The organism is Bacillus sp. FJAT-49736 (assembly GCF_018343615.1).
Taxonomy (GTDB): domain Bacteria; phylum Bacillota; class Bacilli; order Bacillales; family Bacillaceae_C; genus Margalitia.
The window spans coordinates 88,738-105,206 of the sequence record NZ_JAGYPI010000005.1; the positions used below are offsets into that span (position 1 = coordinate 88,738).

Genomic DNA, 16,469 nt, shown 5'->3' on the forward strand with positions numbered 1-16,469 from the left:
TTTCGACTGTACATTTTTTACTAGAGTATATTCATAATTTTAGCACTCCCCCGCATTGAGTGCTAACAATTTATTTAATAACATATTATCTTAAAGTGTGTCAATCATTTACAAGTCTATCTGATTAGATAAACTCTACTGTATATTCCCCATCCAACGTAGACCTTTTGGAAAATGATTTTTCAACATACCGTTGGCAAGCTTTCCCCATCCAATCGAAAACCCATCCACTTGAATAAGATACCAGCCTTTTGGACCATCCGCTTTTAATGATTCACCTTTTAAATAGGCAATAATATCAGGAGAATTTTTATCTAGGTTCCATTTATTCTTTACTTCACGCCCTTTTAAAGATAGAGCTAATGCATGGGATGGTTCAAAACGATTTTTCTTCAAAGTGCCTAAATGCCATCCTGGACGAATAACCTTTAAATTTTTCAATGATAGCATTTCATTTGGAATAATATATAATTGGTCGCCAAATATCACATAATTACCTTTAGGAATCTCATATAAGGTTTCTTTCGCAAATTCAAGAAAATCCTTCAATTGCTTTTGTTCCTTTAAGGTTTCTGCATATTTCCATTTCAGAGCATCTTCCTCGCCCACTTTTTTTAAAACGGCTATGTAATGCCCTTCACCTGGCACTTTGTGCGGCCAGATTCGGATGGTCTTGTCGATATTTTCTGCTCCTGCAGATACCCAATCCTTCCGCCCTTTGCTAAATCCCTCGTACACATGAATATCTTCTATTTCAAAACGATCATCTTGATGTAAAAATGCACTGATAACCCCTTCATTTTCTTCTGGTGAGAAGGTGCATGTTGAATACACAAGTCTCCCTCCATGCCGAAGCATTTGTGCTGCGTGCTTTAGAATATCCAATTGCCTTTCCGCACACACTGCTACATTCTCCACACTCCACTCCTCTCGTGCCTCTGGATCCTTTCGAAACATCCCTTCACCGGAGCATGGTGCATCTACCAAAATACGATCGAAGAAGCTTGGAAAACGATCGGCTAATCGGCCTGGTGCTTCATTTGTTACAACGGCGTTTTTAATCCCCATTCGCTCAATATTTTGCGATAGAATTTTTGCCCGTGCGGGATAGAGCTCATTTGCTATTAAAAGCCCCTGCTGGTTCATCCTCGCTGCCATATGAGTGGTTTTTCCTCCCGGGGCTGCACACAGGTCCAATACCTTCTCTCCCGGCTTCGGATCTACTAGCTCACTAGCAGCCATTGCACTCGGCTCCTGTATATAATACAGGCCAGCTTCATGATATGGATGCTTTCCTGGCCGGTCATCCTCTTTATAGAAATACCCCTCTTTCACCCATGGTATTTTTTCTAGGTGATAAGGATTTATGGTTAAAAACTCATCTATAGGTACTTTCAACGTATTCACACGTAAGCCTTGATTTTTCGGTTCATCATAACTCTTTAGAAAATCAGTATATTCATCTTGCAGTAGCTCTTGCATCTTGTTAAGGAATTCTTTTGGCAACTCCATTGGTCATTCACCTCAAAAACGGTTTTTCTCCTTCTTATATTACATGAAGAGAGCTTTTCCGCAAATTATGATAGAATGAAGTGTAAGAAGGAGTGTGTCACCAATGCAAAAACTGTATTTTGAATCAGCATGGGATAAAACTATTTCCGAAAAAGACCGAGAGCGAATTCGTGAAGCTTTCCACAAAACAAGTATTCCTCACAATTCACAACTGGAGTTCACCCGATTATGGGAAGCAATAAATCATAAAGGGGCATTACTCGTGACCGTTCTTATACATAACTTTGACAGCGAGGAACTTACTTTTCACAATAAATTGCTTCAATACCGGGAGAACGAGGAAATCACCGCTGCTCATCCCTTCACTCTCCCTGTACCCATTAAACCTGAAACGAGTATGCCATGGACGTTTATTTTTCCCGCTGTTCATTTTTATCGCGAGCCCTTGTTAAAGAATGGAAGGTTAGAAATCATCCGTTAAAACCGATACCCATTATGATAATCCGTCCATCCATCAGCTATTGCATTTGAATCATCGGGATTGTCAAAATAAGAGAACAGATATTTCCAATTAGACGTTCCTGAATATACTTGATACATTCCGGCCGAGATTCTAAGGACCTTGCAGCTGAATCCTGCTGCTGCCCCCATATACCCGAAATGATGGTTGCCAATATACTCACCGTTTTTTTCCCTGCCTTGAAAAATATAGACGGTATTATCCCCGATAATTCTCTTTAAGTCCCATATTCCATACGATCTTGTAATATAGTAAAATACTCCTAGCCTATACGTATTGGCAAAAGCATGACCTTTAGATTCTACATACTTTTCATAATTTCTTTTTAGTTCTTTTGCAAAACGAATGTTAAGCTGATAGGTTCTCGCAATTAAGAATGTGTTTAACTCCTTTTTATCTTTATTTAAAATTGGCTCTTCCCCTAAAGTAATATCCTTCCAACGTTTATTTACTTCTTTCTCAATAAACTTCACTTCTTCTAAAATCAGTTTCTCCAGCTCCACTTTTTCCTTTCTGCTTAAGGATGTTTGATGGATAAAAAGGGCAGATAAAAAAAAACAAATGGAGGGTACATAAACAAAGTTGGAAATAGAAAGATCCTTTTGCACATTCAAAAATAGGTAGTGAAATACAGGTAAGCTTATTAAAAAAGCGATCCACATGATATATGACCTTTGGCAAATAGCTGCAATAAATGCTATCGAAGCCGGAATAAAAAGAAATATTGTAATTTCAAGCTTTATATTATTCTTATATTCTTCGGAGTACGGAAAATACAGTGCTTGCCAAATGCAGAAACCAATAATTGCACCTGCTATTCCTAAGAGAACGCCCAAATAGCTTTTATAATTCCTGGTTGGATAGTATCGAAAGAAAAACACAAGGCGGTTTAATTTCATTTTCCCCACTCCTCATCCTTAAAGTCCAATATAGTGTATGCACACTACCGTTCTCTCGTCGCCATCAATTATGTAGCCTGTAATGGTTTTAAAAACTTCCCCTTTATCCAATTTATTATTACTTGGCATATGCTGTTTACGAAATTCCTCTGCTTAAATAAAAGCAGTTCCTCTTGAATCGATCTAGTCATTCATATCTCCTCTCAAAAAAATAAAAAGGCCTAACTTCTAAAAAGAAGTTAGGCCACGGTTAAGACGACTATATTCATAGTTTCTTCCATTTACCAAACTATATACGATGAGCGAATATATATGTACTATTAATTATTATCTAATCTGAATAAAAAACTAATGACTGCAAGACATTAGCCACCCTTATTTTAACATTACTATCTAAATACTTGCAATAAAATAAACTAGAATTATGTATATATGTACAAATTTACTAAATTAATATAAAAAGCAGGAACAAGCTAAGGTTCCTGCTAAAAATCTATTATTTATCCTTATTTCTCTTGGACATTCTACCTAATACGAATGCCCCTGCAGCTAAACCAATCATTGTATTGGTTTTTTTATTAAATACTTGCTTAACTACAAGATTTACGTTTTGTGGTCTTTCTGCAAGACGTCTCATAAAATATCCATACCAATCTTTCCCGAAAGGTACGTACGTACAGAAGTTATAGCCCTCTTTCGCTAGAGCAAGCTGCATATCTCTTCTGAATCCGTAAAGCATTTGGAATTCAAATTTATCATTTGGTATATTATGTGCTTTTACAAATTTCTTCACATGATTTATGACATGGTGGTCATGAGTTGCAATTGATGTGAATTTTCCGTTTAACAAATGCCATTCAATTAGTTTAATAAAGTTGGCATCGATTTCTTTTTTCTCTTGGAATGCATATTCCTTCGGTTCTTTATATGCACCTTTTACAATACGTAAACGATAGTTTTTATATTTTTCAAGGTTTTCTTGAGCATTGTAGAAATAAGCCTGAATAACAGTTCCAACATTATCATATTCTAGTGAAAGATCATCTAAAATATCAAAGGAAGGCTGCAGATGGCCGTAATCTTCCATATCAATATTAACGAAAATATCGTAACGGCTTGCAGTGTCTACAATTTCACGCAAATTATTTAAACAGAATGTATAATCAATATCCAAGCCAAGCTGTGTAGGCTTTAAGGATATATGAGCATCAACGCCATTTTCATGAATAGCTTCAATAACAGCAAGGATTTGATCCTTTGCCTCAGTAGCCTCTTCTTCTTTATAAACAAACTCTCCCAAATTATCTACCGTACAGGAAATTCCATGAGAGTTAAGCTCTTTTATACTTTGGATTGTTTCTTCAATATTTGTTCCAGCTACAACATTTTGCGCACCTAATTTAAGGCCGTATTTTTTTGCTGCTGTATTAAGAAATTGGTTTTTGGATAAGCCCATAAAAAAATCTTTCAACATCACTATTACTCCTTAGTTGTTGGTTTTTTATTTTCATTATAGCACAATTTATTGAATACGCTATCAATCTACGAAAATTGTTGATTTTTGTCAAAAGGTTTAATTATTCAAATAAAATAAGACAGTTTCATAGAAAAACTGCCCTTTATTCGCCCTAGAACTTCCTAATTGTAAAAAATTTCCTCAATAACCAAACGCCTGGTGCAAACCCAAGTGATAACTGCCATGCACCGATAGATTGTAGGTTATAGCTGCGAACTAATTGCATTTTTGCACTCATACTTCTTACGTCTTCAAACCAAACTTCATGTGTCTGTCCTTGTTCATCCATATATCGGAAATAAGGTGACTGGTATTCTTCCGAGTATTGGACAGGAGATTGATAACGCATGGCTGTTTCTATTGCATCTTGGTTAGATATACCTGGTGCTATTCTTCCTGGGTTATATGGGATAATCCAATTATATCCATATAAAGGTACGCCTAAAATAATTTTTTTGCTGGGAACGGTATGAAGGGCAAATTCTATGGATTTTCTTACCTCCGTTATTGGAGCTACGGGACCTGCTTCACTCCCAGCATGATGCCAATCATATGCCATAATGAACAATTAATCCACGACTGCTCCAATTCCTCCATAATCATATCCCCTCAACCATGGAATATCTTCACTTGTTTTGGCAGGAACCGCGATGGTTACCGGCAACCTATCCGGTCTTAAGCGATCCTTTAATTCTCTTAAAAACCCAGTAAATAAATCCCTATCCCCAGCTTTCACACGTTCAAAATCAATATTAACGCCACCGTAGCCATTTCTTTTCACCAAATAAACTATATTGTTTACTAAATTAGTGCGTGCTGTCGGATTATTTAATACGTTACTTACAAGATCGGAGCTAAATCCTTGGGAGGTTATGTTTGTTATTGTGACAAGGGGTATTACTCGATGCTGCCAAGTAGTACGAATGGCCACTTCATCATTTAGAACGTTAATAATATCACCGTTATCACCAAAATGATATTCGAAGATCGCAATGGAAGAAGAATAGGGGGCAAATTGACTAATTAATTGAGCATCTTGCTCAGGACTTCGAACTTGATAATATTGCAAAGTACCAGCAATATAGTTGGATATATCGGGTATTTTAATTTCCATACCCGGATGAATGGAAGCAGGATTAATAGAGGGATTTGCTTTTCTTAATTCGTCCATACTTACCATTGCCTTTTTGGCAATTTCAAAAAAGGAATCCCCTGGTTGCACAATATAGGTATAACTTGGAACCAGTATCGCTTGGCCAAGTACAAGATTAGAGTCACCCAAACCATTCGCCAATCTTAATCTGTTAAGTGAAGTATGGTACATCCTGCTAATCTTAAATAATGAATCTCCCTGTCGAACTATATGAATAAACATCTTATTCCCCTCCCGTACACTAGTAAACACTAATATATATACGATGAAGGGTAGGAGGGACATCCCTAATAAATATTTTTTTACATGAATATACTTTGGTTTCTGTAAAATATTTTTTAACTACTCTCTAACAAATATTTAGCGCTCATCCACAGCAACTGAATCGAACATATTAATTGGATATAAATTACCTTCCAGTGCAAAAGAAATTTTCCCCGTTTCCTCTGAAACGACAAGAGCAAGTGCATCACTTAGCTCCGTTACACCAAGAGCTGCCCGATGCCTGGTTCCAACTTTTTCTTTTCCTATTTTTCTTTTTGTTAGAGGAAGAACATTCGACGCTGAAACTACAATATTACCCCTAATAACAACAGCGCCATCATGAAGAGGATTTCCGGGATAAAAGATCGCCTCTAATAATTTGGAAGTAACGACTGCCTCCATTGGGGTTCCTTTTTGTATAATGGAATCTATAGATTGACTTCGTTCTACCACAATCAATGCACCGTGTCTTTGTTTAGATAGATGCTGTACAGATGCAGATAAATCCTCATAGGTATCTGTAAATGTGGATAAATAACAGTTTAAATAAAAGGATGCGGCCATGGCTTCAATATCCACCAATTGATTTTTAGCCTCTTCCAAACAGTTTAGGAGGCAGTAGTCTTCCCCATCAAGCTTTGCAACATTTGATTGAAGATGAGCAATTAAATGTTGAATTTCGACTATCAACTTCTGTTTCATTGGAGAAAAGTCACAGTTTTTTTTAGACATATTCATTCATCTCCCTTTTATTAATAGCTGTTTTCGCACATATTGTTAAATTCTAAAAGCCGATTTTAATTGGTTGTTTTTCGTTTATAGATTTCCATCCTAATATAGTCTTGCAAGAGGCATCTTTTCTTAAGATGATTTTTGATACTTAACCAAAGTAAGGATCAAAGTTTAATGAGAGTTACCGTTCAAAAGATGAATCTCTTACTAATCCATAAAATTCATTTAATAGCCTGTCTATTTATGGAGTTTTAAAATCAATATCCTTGTTTAAGCTACAGGTTAATACCACTCTCTTCCCAAACAATAAGCTCTTTCTGAACTAGTATTTGCAAATTTCTTCACAAATAAAATCCAAAAATGAAGTTGCATAACGAATATTCCAAAATGATGGTGTCAGTCCCTAAAAGTGACATAAAAAATTGAAGCTCCTTTAAACAAGGTAGCTTCAACTGTCCATTTTCAGTCATAAATTAGCAATCGAAATTTTTAGATCCCCCTTAATGGATAGCAGGAGCTTTTTCCTTAATAATGCCATTCTCTCCCCATTCAGGATGTGCCTTGCGAATAACGGATGGTCTAGCAAGTATCATTACTACACCTATTAGGAAAAGTGCGGAGACCATGAGTATCCATTGAGCAGGGATGAAATCGTATAGGAAGCCATATAAAACCATTGCTAGTGGTGAAAGTGCTTGCGCCATTGTTTCTATTATAGAAAAAACTCGTCCTTTATAATCATCATCGATTTGCTTCTGAAGCATTACTTGCATTGGTGTGTTTATTAAAATAATTAATGCGCCAAACCCTATCATCAGTACCATATAGAAAATGATCAGCCAAGAGTAGGACATCTTTATAATAAGTGGCAAGGCTATCCCGGACATTAAAATTCCTAAGGCAATTATGCCGCGTTTTGATAATAGGAGTGGATACTTCACCTCTTTACGGAATGAAAAATAGAAAGATAGTATCAGCATTCCAATTGCAAACGCCCCTTCTGTTAATCCGAAATGCTGTGAGTCTATTTTTAACCTATCAATCAGTATGAATGAATATCCTACCTGATGTGCACCGAAGAAGAAATTCACTAATAAAGCTATCCATATAACCGTGGTAATAAGCGGATTCAATTTTAAATACGCAATTCCGGATTTCATGCTCTGCCAGATTGGTTCCTTCTTTTTTCCTTCTCCATTTGTTTTTCGATTTGCAAATAGCTTAAAATTCATTGTTGACTCGAGAATTACTGCAATGCCCGATGCTATCATGTATATAATCAGAAATACCGGCATAGACACAATACCATACAACAATCCTCCTACAACTGGGCTTCCAATGGCTGCAAATGAAATAGACATTTGATTTAAAGACATTGCTTTCTGTATTCTTGCCTCATCAATTAGTCCAGTAATAGAGGAAGTGAAATTCACTCCGGAAAACGTTGATGTTAAGGATAAAACACAAGTAGTAATATAAATAGCAATTAAAGAAAGATCCGAGGTTAAACACACTGTAAGTAGAACACCGATCGCCACCGTCTGAACAATCTGGGAAGTGATAGCAATTGTCTTTCTGGGGAAATTATCGGAAACATATCCTGCAAAAGGACCTGCCAGTGTACGAGGCAGGATACTACATAGAAGATTTGCTGCAAAATTAGTGGCAGATCCGGTTAATTGTAAAATATAAAAACTGATGGCAAAAGAATATACTTGTGCACCAAAGGAACCAATAAGTTTACTAATTGTAAAGGTCCAAAGATGATAAGTGGCCTTTTTCAACTTTAATTCACTATCCATGTTAATCCTTCACCCCAAAAGTTTAATTTTATTAAACAAATCATAACATGGAATTACTTTGACTACAAGAAAAAGTTTAATATAATTTAACTATCCGCTAAATTTAGGAGTGTGTGTGCAAAAATGCTTGGAGAACGAATACGCAAATTACGAAAACAAAAGAAAATGACTTTGGAAACACTCGCAGGAAATGAACTTACTAAAGGAATGCTAAGCTTAATTGAAAATAATAAGGCCCAGCCTTCGATGGAAAGTTTGGCTTTCATTGCTAAGCAACTTGAGGTGGATATTACAGATCTGTTAGAGGAAGTAAGTTCTCAAGAATTAAGGGAGATTTTAGAGAGAGCTGAAAATCTTTATAATATGAGCGAGAAAGAAAGAACAAATCAGTATGAACAGTTAATAGCCCTTATTAGCCCATATATTGATAACCTTAAACAAGGATATGAGTCTGCTCGACTATTAGACATATACAGCCGTGCACTTTATTACAACAAAGGGACAGATTGGCAGTATTATTTAGATCGTGCAGCAGATTTATACGATCAAATAAACCTTACAGCAAATCGTGCAAACATCGGAATTTTCCGCTCCAATGTTAAATTTAAAGAGCATAATTATGCACATGCATTAGGCATATTTCTGCAGGAGAGAAAAGAAATTGAAAAAAAGCATGCTTATATTGATCCTATGTCACGATTAAATCTTGATTATCATGAAGCTATTTTGCATTTCGCCGTTGGTGATAACAACTCTGCTAAATTTGTTATGAATAATGCAATTCAATTTTCAAAAGAACAGAGAATTTTTTACCTTATTGATGATTTATATAGACTAGCTGCCGGCCAAGCAATGATGGATAAAAATGACGATGAGAAGTCCTTTTATTTAAATAAATTAAAACAATATGGTGAATTCGCCGATGATTCACTGTCACTCAAAATATACGAATTGAATGATGTTATGTCTCTCATTTCTGATAAACATGACTATATTAAAGCACTTGATAAAATTGAGAGGTATTTTTCCTCCTCAGATAAGAACAAAATTTTAAATAACTTATATTTTCTTGAGCGTGGAAAAGCACTATTTGGGCTTTGTCATTATGAAGAAGCAATTAACAGTTTTGAAAAAGCGGAAATTCCATCTACTGTCCATCATCCCTTTGATTTGTCATTGTATTATGTTAAGGATTGCTACATTGCATTATGTTATTGGGAATTAGGGCACAAAAACGAAGCACACTATTTTGCAAAAACAGCAATGGACAACTTCACCAATCTACCGCGAACACCATATAAAGAATTCAGCCAAGAAACGTACGAGAAGTTAAGAAAATACTTTTAAATGAACGGAGGAATTTTTTTATCCTCCTCTTTGTTTTTCGAATGGTGCCTGGCACCAGTTAATTTCTCATTTCCTTTGTGATTTTTATATTGGAAATAACGGTTGCTATTACTATGCATAAGAAGAGGGCGAGTAGGAATGTGTAAGTATTGAAGTATATAGTGTTTGTGAATTGATTCCAGCCTTTACTATAATCTTTATTTATAGATTTTTCTAATCCTAATTTTACAGCTTCAGCATTCGACCTTATAGGAAAATATAGTGCTACACAAACTATCAAACTAGTCGAGCAAAGGATCCAAGCTAATCTCTTATTTTTTGTTTTTAAGATCAATCTAACGCCAATGTTAATGGTTAAATAATAGAAACTAATCATTGCCGGATAAGCTGTAAACAGGACAAATAATGCAGGATTCCCATTTCCATTCGCTTTATCTGGAGACGCTGTTCCTACAATCATAATGTAGAATGTACCCACTGTAATCAATAAACAAATAAACCAAATGACGATTTTTAATTTGCCCATTCCCTTCCCCCTTCATGCAATATGTTTATCTCGAGCACATCTCAGCCACTTTGTTAAATTCAGAAAATACAGATATACCTTTTGGAATTATATTATACTTTTTCAGAATACAATTCTATTTAATACTAATATAATTAAAAATGCCTGAGCCTCGATGCAGTCATACAAAAACCGCAATCAAAGATCAGGCAAGCTTATATTCAAGATATCCTTATTAATCCACAAAGGATTCCTCACCTAATGGTGCCAAGCACCATCGAATTTACACATCAGATTATTCACTTAAAGCAAATTCTTCTCCCTTAGCGGCAAGGAACTTTCTCATTGCCTCTTTGTTTACAGGAGGACTGAATAAATATCCTTGGATCTCGTCGCAACCCATCTTCATCAATAAGTCCCTTTCTGTTGTGGTTTCTACTCCTTCTGCCACAACATTTAATTGAAGTCCGTGGGCTATATCAAGAATCGATTTCACTAAAAGGGCTTTCTTCTCATCTTGATGAATATCAATCACAAATTGACGATCAATCTTAACCTCATCAAATGGCAACTGCAATAATTGATACATGGAGGAATAACCCGTTCCAAAATCATCAATCGAGATGAGTACTCCTAATTTTTTTAATTTATAAATGACCTCAGCCACTTGTATTGGATTTTTAATAAACACACTTTCTGTTATTTCAAGCTTTAAATATTTCGGTTCCATGCCCGATATTTCTAGTGCCTTTTTCACTAAAGGGATTAATGAATCCTGTTGAAAGTGTATTGCCGAAATATTAACGGAAATTGGCACCTTCAGCAAACCTTCCTCTTGCCATCTCTGATTTTGCTTACAAGCCTCAATTAAGGACCACTCATCAATTTGAAAAATCAACCCGATTTCCTCTGCAATTGGAATAAAAGTTGCCGGAGAAACAAATCCAAGCTTCGGATCCTTCCAACGCAATAATGCTTCCATACTTGTTACTTCATCTAAACAGGTTTTAGGCTGGTAATAGAGCTCGAAACCGCCATTGTCCACTACATTTCGCAACGCATTTTCTATCATTAGGCGCTCTTGAAATTTATTTCTCATTGTCTCATTAAAAAATTGAACTTTATTTCCCCCATTTTCCTTCGAAATGTACATAGCAATGTCTGCACATTTAACAAGCGTATCCAGATCCTCACCGTCCTCAGGATACATACTGACACCAACACTTGCCGAAACATAAAACATATGCCCCATGATTGGGAATGGGTGGGAAAAAGTATGTAGTATTTGCTTGATTGTATTTTGTAATCCTTTATCACTCACATTTTGGACAACTACAAATTCATCACCGCTCAGACGAAAGATTTCTATTGAATCATTTTGCAAACGTCCTAATTTCGTTCCAACTAATTGAAGCAATGCATCTCCGGCATCATGTCCCAATGTATCATTAATCTGCTTGAATTGATTAATATCAATAAATATTACGGCTATTTTGCCCGTCGGATTACTTTTAATTTCATTTCTTACATGTGCTTGAAAATGAAGCCTATTAGGCAAACCTGTCAAAACATCGAAGAAGGCCAATTGATGAAGGCGATCCTCCGACTCCTTCAATTTTACCGTCTGCTCTGTTAACTTCTCATTCATATCATGGCTTTCCCTGAATAATTCTCTTATCTTATCCGCCATCTTTCTTAAATTTAGTGTCAGCAACCGAAGCTCAGACACATAGCTTTGTGGCCATTTAATCTGTTCGAAATGATGAATCTTCTGAGGAAGCCCTGTTGTAGCTATAATTAATTGTTTTAAATTATTCATAAAAATTCTGCTTACAACCTGTACAAGTACCACTATACAAACTGCAAAGAGCATTGAATATTTCAATTGGTCTATAAAGTTTCTGTATATTTTTTCCTGATACTGTAAAATGGGAAATTGAATCAAAATCTTCATCGATAGATCATCTATGTTTTCCATATAAACATAATATCCGCCACCCCATTGAATAATAGGCAATACCCCGCTATGCCCCTTTGGCAATGCCTCGTATAAATGGTCGGATATTTCGTTTAAATAAAAATTTCTCTGCAAATCGTATATTTGATCTGCTTTAATCCTATCTGTGCTGGAAGCAACCACGTGCTGACGATTATCTGTAATAATTAAATCGTACTCCTGCTCCTTATTCTTCATTACAGTCTCATTTAAATGACTAATTTGAACAGGATCATACAACTTATGAATATCATCTTTATTCCACAAAACTATGTCCTTTTCCACTCGATTCACGCTGTTTCTAGCCAGATTTTCTGCATTCTCAATGGTAAAATCATGCACATTCCATGCATTCGTAGCAATATTTAAGAAAAAGGGAACAAGAATGGAGATGAATGTAATATGAGATAAGAATTGATGGAAGGAAACATTGTTTTTATTCACTCTGCACATTCTATAAAAAGGGAAATATGCGAGTAGCATGTCCGCTAATAGAACATTAAAAGACCCATTGATCATGTCCTTCGATACTTGAAAATATAATGCATTACCTGATAGGGAACTCCAATTAAGGAATAATAGGCCCGCTATACCGACAGAAACCCAAAATAGAGCATCCACGTAAAACATTTTTGCTTTTCTTCCTTTGAAGAAAAAAGCCCCAACAAACAGTACCTCTATTATAGAAAGACATCCATAGCCTATGCTTGTAAAACTTTCCGGAACAAAGAATAGTGACGCTATCCCGAAAAATATGGCCATTCGCATCCCAAATATCCGAAACATCAAAAATAAGAAGATACTAGTAAAAGAAAAAGTAATTCCATAAACAACCGTTAACTTGTTGCTTGAACTAAATACGATTAAACCAGCAAGAACAAGAAAAAGAAATATTTCACGATACTTTCTTGATTTTAATTGTTTGAAAACGTGCATATATATCTCCTAATCTACCACAGGTTATTAATTCAAGATGGATAAATGTTTAAATAATTCCATGATACCCCTCAAAAGTAGGTATGTTCCAATAAAATAATATCACATGAATTTTCACTTGAATATGTTTGTATTTAGAATTTAAAACTAACAAGAAAATTTCCTTAATAGTAAAGGGCTGCCCCTCTCGATTGGCGCCTAGCAACATGCTTTTACCTTCTGTTCTTTTTACGAAAAAGCAAAGGACGTTTCGATTGCTTCTATTTAAGCGAAAGAAACGTCCCTTTACCGTCAACCGGTCATTACCCTTTCCGTTGGATAATGATATTTTGCTGTTTTATGGCTTCCGCCTCCCATAATATATAAGAAGGAAGCCAAACCGATTCTACCAACAAACATCAACAACATTAGAATGCACTTAGCCTGAATACTGAGATCCGGAGTAATACCGAAGGATAATCCTACAGTCCCAAAGGCAGAACAAACCTCAAATAAGATTGCGATTAGTTCCTGCTGTTTATCCGTAATGCTTATCACTACAACCGATATGCAGCACATAATAATGGCCAATAATGTTACGGCCATTGATTTCATAACATCATCCTGGTGAAGCTCGCGATGAAAGACTTTAATTTCACGATTTCCTTTTGCAAAATGATAAAGAAATAGCATATTTAACGCAAAGGTTGTCGTTCTAATTCCGCCCCCGACAGAATTAGGTGATCCTCCAATAAACATAAAAACACTCATCACCAATAATGTTGGTATTGAAAACTCCGTAATGTCCATTGTGGTAAGCCCTGCACTTCGAGTTGTAGCTGCTTGAAAAAGCGCGTAGAAAAAGCTTTGATGCCATGATATATTTTTAAAATAATGCTGCCATTCTAATATCAAAATTAGGATTGTTCCTATAATAAATAGTATTCCATAAGTCAATGTTGTTAGCTTCGTAAATAATGAAAAACGGAAAGGCTGCGCAGGTCTTTTCTTTTTCCTAGATAGATATTCCTTCACTTCGATTAATACAGGAAAGCCAATAGCACCAAAGATAATAAGAATAATGGTTATTAATTGAACAACATAATCTCCCGCAAAAGGCGCAAGGGATTCACCCGTAATATCCATTCCGGCATTTGTTGTTGCACTTACGGATGCAAAAAGCCCCTGTAGAAACGCTTCTTTCCATGTCGGAAAATACTTTAAGAAATGAAATCCAAAAATTACTGCTCCTAACAGCTCCGTTAAGAGAATGATTTTTAATATCTCCCTTACCAGTTTAACAAGACCGGACAAAGCAAATTGATTATTATCAACCATTATTAAACGGCGTTCACGCAAACCAATTCTTCTACCTAAAATCAGCCAGAAAAATGTACTCATTCCCATAATGCCAATTCCGCCGAATTGCAAAACAATCATTATAATAAAATAACCGAAGTGGCTGTATGTCTCCGAAACATTAAACACAGTCAAACCGGTGTCGCTAACCACACTGACAGCAGTAAAAACAGTATCCATAAAACTCACCTTAACTCCCGGACGATGAACTGCCGGAAGACTAAATAAAATAATGGAAACCATAATTGCTAGTAAATAATAACCTGCTATTACTTGAAATGGAGACCGTTTTTCCAGCCAGATACGCAACTTCGATAACATGAAATCCTAATCCCCCAATTACACCATTTCTCTAATCATAAAGAAAAATTAGCATATTTGAAAGGGATTGGACTAATTTTCTTTTAGCATCTTTTCGTTTATCTTAAAGCTGCTCCCTGATTACTTTTGTTTTTAACTTCAAAAGAAATATTTACAGGCTGCGTGGAAAGAATTAGCTGAAAAGGGCCCTTAGAGGTATGAACTGTAACGCGGAAGGATTCCCCTGTTACTACGGCATTTTCTAATACCTCCTGTGGCTTCATTTCTAATTCCATTCCAGAATTAGACATATTTACTAAATATATACCATTTTGCAGGTTCAAAAACTCACTGACTGATGACTTGGCGAGTTCATCCACCACAGCTAATTCTTCCTCAGCATACTTAGATGCGAGGAATACAAAAACATCATCACTTACATTCATTGCCGTAAAAAGTGGATGTTCCCCAGTAATCTCCTGATATACTAACCATTTACCTTGTTCGGACACCTCTGGTGATGAGGCATCAATATAAACTTGATGATCAATAAAACGAATCATATTTTTCACAAAGAGCGAAACATACTTTCCATATTCGGCTCGGATTCGTTCATCCTGCACGTCGACGATATGGTTTACTAACTCTTCAACGTTGCCGCTTTTCATCGCTTCCATTTGAGTATCTGTTAAGCTATTTTCCTTTTTATAATCACGCAGAGCTAATTCAAATTGTTCTATCGTCATGTATCCACGATCCACAAGTGCTTGAGCTAAAAATAAATGGTTTTGCTTTTGCTTCGAAACAAGTACTTCTACTTGTTCATTCGTTAAATAGCCACAATCAACAGCAACTTCACCAAAGCGTTTGTCTACTTGCTTTTGTTTCTCGTGAACCTCTTCGACTTGAAATGAAGTCATATATCCTTCATCGACTGCCAGAACTCCAAACTTGACATAAACCTTATTTTGCAAATCCAAAGCATCCATTAGTTGTTCTCTTGTAATAAATGCTCGATTAAGTAAATACTGGCCGAAGTACTGATTAAACATTCACATTACCCTCCTCAAGCACCTTTGTCAGTACATTTGTAACCGCCTCTAAGGTAACGGGCTTCTGGATAAAATCTATCGCGCCATTTTCAAGTGCCCTTTTAAGATGCTGATTTGTTCCAACGGACGATACCATTACAACTTTTACATCTGGGTTCCATTCTCTAATTTCTTTTAAAGCTTCGATCCCATCCTTTTCAGGCATAATAATATCCATAAACACGATATCAGGGCTATATAATTTCGCCATTTCGACTGCCTTATTCCCATTTTCGGATTCAAATACTTCTTCGCATTTACACCTTTTTAAAATATCCTTTAATTTTTTTCTTATTAAAGTGGAATCATCACAAATTAAAACCTTTAAATTGTTTTGCACATTTGCCAACTCCCTTAAGCTAAATAAATTATTTATAACCAATAGTTCTACAGACCTAGTAATAATTCCTTCGACAATATTCGAAATTTCAGAAAAAATTAACGGTTATATTTAAAAAGCTTTCTAATTTTCTAAAACAATCCTTCTGCGCAAAAAAATATTCAAGAAAAAATTATTCAAGTGAATAAATTTATGATATTTTTGCTCTATATTACTTA

General features: G+C 35.7%; 12 protein-coding genes and 1 pseudogene. 2 read left to right on the forward strand and 11 right to left on the reverse strand.

Annotation, left to right across the window (positions count from 1 at the left end; genetic code table 11):
- Positions 1-135: 135 nt before the first annotated feature.
- Positions 136-1,512, reverse strand: a complete 1,377-nt coding sequence (locus KHA87_RS20195; RefSeq protein WP_213095946.1) for an RsmF rRNA methyltransferase first C-terminal domain-containing protein — start codon at positions 1,510-1,512, stop codon at positions 136-138.
- A gap of 103 nt (positions 1,513-1,615) precedes the next feature.
- Here KHA87_RS20195 and KHA87_RS20200 point away from each other — a divergent pair, with 103 nt between their 5' ends.
- Positions 1,616-1,993 (forward strand): SLAP domain-containing protein, encoded by a 378-nt coding sequence (locus KHA87_RS20200; RefSeq protein WP_213095947.1) that lies wholly within the window; start codon positions 1,616-1,618, stop codon positions 1,991-1,993.
- Here KHA87_RS20200 and KHA87_RS20205 read toward each other — a convergent pair.
- From KHA87_RS20205 to KHA87_RS20225, 5 genes and pseudogenes are all read right to left on the reverse strand, one after another.
- The gene (locus tag KHA87_RS20205) at positions 1,990-2,931 is read right to left on the reverse strand and encodes a polymorphic toxin type 44 domain-containing protein (protein WP_213095948.1); all 942 of its coding nucleotides are present in this window, start codon (positions 2,929-2,931) and stop codon (positions 1,990-1,992) included. The two genes, KHA87_RS20200 and KHA87_RS20205, sit on opposite strands and share 4 nt — an antisense overlap.
- 496 nt (positions 2,932-3,427) lie before the next feature.
- Positions 3,428-4,408 carry a proline dehydrogenase family protein gene (locus tag KHA87_RS20210; RefSeq protein ID WP_213095949.1) on the reverse strand — a complete coding sequence of 327 codons (981 nt, stop codon included), beginning with the start codon at positions 4,406-4,408 and terminating at the stop codon, positions 3,428-3,430.
- Positions 4,409-4,559: 151 nt separating this feature from the next.
- A pseudogene (locus KHA87_RS20215) lies at positions 4,560-5,822 on the reverse strand (glycoside hydrolase family 18 protein).
- Between the two features lie 138 nt (positions 5,823-5,960).
- Positions 5,961-6,596 carry a sporulation-specific diadenylate cyclase CdaS gene (cdaS, locus tag KHA87_RS20220; protein ID WP_213095950.1) on the reverse strand — a complete coding sequence of 212 codons (636 nt, stop codon included), beginning with the start codon at positions 6,594-6,596 and terminating at the stop codon, positions 5,961-5,963.
- 500 nt (positions 6,597-7,096) lie between these two features.
- The gene (locus KHA87_RS20225) at positions 7,097-8,398 is read right to left on the reverse strand and encodes an MFS transporter (RefSeq protein ID WP_213095951.1); all 1,302 of its coding nucleotides are present in this window, start codon (positions 8,396-8,398) and stop codon (positions 7,097-7,099) included.
- A gap of 123 nt (positions 8,399-8,521) precedes the next feature.
- On the opposite strand from KHA87_RS20225, the gene KHA87_RS20230 reads away from it, so the two are divergent.
- Positions 8,522-9,745 (forward strand): helix-turn-helix domain-containing protein, encoded by a 1,224-nt coding sequence (locus KHA87_RS20230; protein ID WP_213095952.1) that lies wholly within the window; start codon positions 8,522-8,524, stop codon positions 9,743-9,745.
- 58 nt (positions 9,746-9,803) lie between these two features.
- Here the strand turns inward: KHA87_RS20230 and KHA87_RS20235 are convergent, their stop codons facing one another.
- From KHA87_RS20235 to KHA87_RS20255, 5 genes are all read right to left on the reverse strand, one after another.
- Positions 9,804-10,271: a hypothetical protein gene (locus KHA87_RS20235; protein WP_213095953.1), complete on the reverse strand. Its 468-nt coding sequence runs from the start codon at positions 10,269-10,271 to the stop codon at positions 9,804-9,806.
- 274 nt (positions 10,272-10,545) lie between these two features.
- Positions 10,546-13,182, reverse strand: coding sequence for a putative bifunctional diguanylate cyclase/phosphodiesterase (locus KHA87_RS20240; RefSeq protein WP_213095954.1), 2,637 nt, complete (start codon positions 13,180-13,182; stop codon positions 10,546-10,548).
- Between the two features lie 291 nt (positions 13,183-13,473).
- A complete protein-coding gene (locus tag KHA87_RS20245) occupies positions 13,474-14,841 on the reverse strand; it encodes a TrkH family potassium uptake protein (protein ID WP_213095955.1) in 1,368 nt (455 codons plus the stop codon).
- A 98-nt stretch (positions 14,842-14,939) separates the two neighbouring features.
- Positions 14,940-15,872 carry a cyclic di-GMP-binding domain-containing protein, MshE-related gene (locus tag KHA87_RS20250; protein ID WP_213095956.1) on the reverse strand — a complete coding sequence of 311 codons (933 nt, stop codon included), beginning with the start codon at positions 15,870-15,872 and terminating at the stop codon, positions 14,940-14,942.
- Positions 15,865-16,251 carry a response regulator gene (locus tag KHA87_RS20255; protein ID WP_213095957.1) on the reverse strand — a complete coding sequence of 129 codons (387 nt, stop codon included), beginning with the start codon at positions 16,249-16,251 and terminating at the stop codon, positions 15,865-15,867. Before KHA87_RS20255 ends, KHA87_RS20250 begins: the two co-directional genes overlap by 8 nt.
- Positions 16,252-16,469: the final 218 nt, after the last annotated feature.

What these genes read in the sequence shown, in the direction of transcription:
- KHA87_RS20195 (WP_213095946.1), bottom strand. Translation starts at nt 1,512, where the DNA reads ATGGAGTTGCCAAAAGAATTCCTTAACAAGATGCAAGAGCTACTGCAA.
- KHA87_RS20200 (WP_213095947.1), top strand. Translation starts at nt 1,616, where the DNA reads ATGCAAAAACTGTATTTTGAATCAGCATGGGATAAAACTATTTCCGAA.
- KHA87_RS20205 (WP_213095948.1), bottom strand. Translation starts at nt 2,931, where the DNA reads ATGAAATTAAACCGCCTTGTGTTTTTCTTTCGATACTATCCAACCAGG.
- cdaS (WP_213095950.1), bottom strand. Translation starts at nt 6,596, where the DNA reads ATGTCTAAAAAAAACTGTGACTTTTCTCCAATGAAACAGAAGTTGATA.
- KHA87_RS20225 (WP_213095951.1), bottom strand. Translation starts at nt 8,398, where the DNA reads ATGGATAGTGAATTAAAGTTGAAAAAGGCCACTTATCATCTTTGGACC.
- KHA87_RS20230 (WP_213095952.1), top strand. Translation starts at nt 8,522, where the DNA reads ATGCTTGGAGAACGAATACGCAAATTACGAAAACAAAAGAAAATGACT.
- KHA87_RS20235 (WP_213095953.1), bottom strand. Translation starts at nt 10,271, where the DNA reads ATGGGCAAATTAAAAATCGTCATTTGGTTTATTTGTTTATTGATTACA.
- KHA87_RS20240 (WP_213095954.1), bottom strand. Translation starts at nt 13,182, where the DNA reads ATGCACGTTTTCAAACAATTAAAATCAAGAAAGTATCGTGAAATATTT.
- KHA87_RS20245 (WP_213095955.1), bottom strand. Translation starts at nt 14,841, where the DNA reads ATGTTATCGAAGTTGCGTATCTGGCTGGAAAAACGGTCTCCATTTCAA.
- KHA87_RS20250 (WP_213095956.1), bottom strand. Translation starts at nt 15,872, where the DNA reads ATGTTTAATCAGTACTTCGGCCAGTATTTACTTAATCGAGCATTTATT.